Origin of the sequence: Streptococcus infantis (assembly GCF_047460685.1) — a bacterium.
In the GTDB taxonomy this organism is placed as follows: Bacteria; Bacillota; Bacilli; order Lactobacillales; family Streptococcaceae; genus Streptococcus; species Streptococcus infantis_AD.
On sequence record NZ_JASHFS010000041.1, the window covers coordinates 1 to 1,415 of the forward strand.

A 1,415-nucleotide genomic window follows, 5' to 3' on the forward strand; every position below is an offset into this window, starting at 1 on the left:
GGCTCTATAATATTTGTAGTGGGTAAATCCCCTATAGATATTATGGAGCCTATTTTGTTGTAGAAAAAAAGTCCCATATGACCTATAATGAAAAGCGACAAAACAACTCATTAGAAAGATTCATATGGAACAATTACATTTTATCACAAAACTCCTTGATATTAAAGACCCAAACATCAAGATTGTAGATATCATCAATATGGATACTCACAAAGAAATCAGCGCTAAACTGGATTATGAGGCTCCATCTTGCCCTGAGTGCGGATGTCAAATGAAGAAATATGACTTCCAAAAACCGTCGAAAATTCCTTATCTTGAAACAACTGGTATGCCTACTAGAATCCTCCTTAGAAAGCGTCGATTCAAGTGCTATCATTGCTCGAAAATGATGGTCGCTGAGACTTCTATCGTCAAGAAGAATCATCAAATTCCTCGTATTATCAACCAAAAAATTGCGCAAAAGTTAATTGAAAAGACTTCTATGACTGATATTGCCCATCAGCTATCCATTTCAACTTCAACTGTCATTCGTAAACTCAATGACTTTCACTTTAAGCATGATTTTTCTCGTCTTCCAGAGATTATGTCTTGGGACGAGTACGCCTTTACTAAGGGAAAGATGAGCTTTATTGCACAAGATTTTGATAATCTCAACATCATCACTGTTCTTGAAGGCAGAACACAAGCTATCATCCGCAATCACTTTCTTCGCTACGATAGAGCGGTTCGCTGTCAGGTGAAAATCATTACTATGGATATGTTTAGTCCTTACTATAACTTGGCTAAACAGCTTTTTCCTTATGCTAAAATCGTTCTAGATCGTTTTCACATTGTGCAACATCTTAGCCGTGCTATGAGTCGTGTCCGTGTTCAAATCATGAATCAATTTGATAGAAAATCCCATGAATACAAAGCTATCAAGCGCTACTGGAAGCTCATTCAACAGGATAGTCGTAAACTAAGTGATAAACGTTTTTATCGCCCTACTTTTCGCATGCACTTAACAAATAAGGAGATTCTAGACAAGCTTTTGAGCTATTCAGAAGACTTGAGACACCACTATAATCTCTATCAGCTCTTGCTTTTTCACTTTCAGAACAAGGAGCCAGACAAATTTTTCGGACTCATTGAGGACAATCTTAAACAGGTTCATCCTCTTTTTCAGACTGTCTTTAAGACATTTCTCAAGGACAAAGAGAAAATTGTCAACGCCCTTCAACTACCCTATTCCAACGCCAAATTGGAAGCGACCAATAATCTCGTTAAACTTATCAAACGAAATGCCTTTGGATTTCGGAACTTTGACAACTTTAAGAAACGAATTTTCATCGCTCTGAATATAAAAATGAAGAGGACATCAATTGTCCTCTCCAGATGTTAGTTTTTATTCAACCCACTACAGTTGACAATGAGCC

1 protein-coding gene is annotated in these 1,415 nt (G+C 37.1%); it reads left to right on the forward strand.

What is annotated here, in order from left to right; all coding sequences use genetic code 11:
• The first annotated feature begins 124 nt into the window (after positions 1 to 124).
• Positions 125 to 1,381 (forward strand): ISL3 family transposase, encoded by a 1,257-nt coding sequence (locus tag QM917_RS10550; RefSeq protein WP_153225811.1) that lies wholly within the window; start codon positions 125 to 127, stop codon positions 1,379 to 1,381.
• The last annotated feature ends 34 nt before the right edge of the window (positions 1,382 to 1,415 follow it).

Coding starts and splice junctions, on each gene's coding strand:
- QM917_RS10550 (WP_153225811.1), top strand. CDS start 125: ATGGAACAATTACATTTTATCACAAAACTCCTTGATATTAAAGACCCA.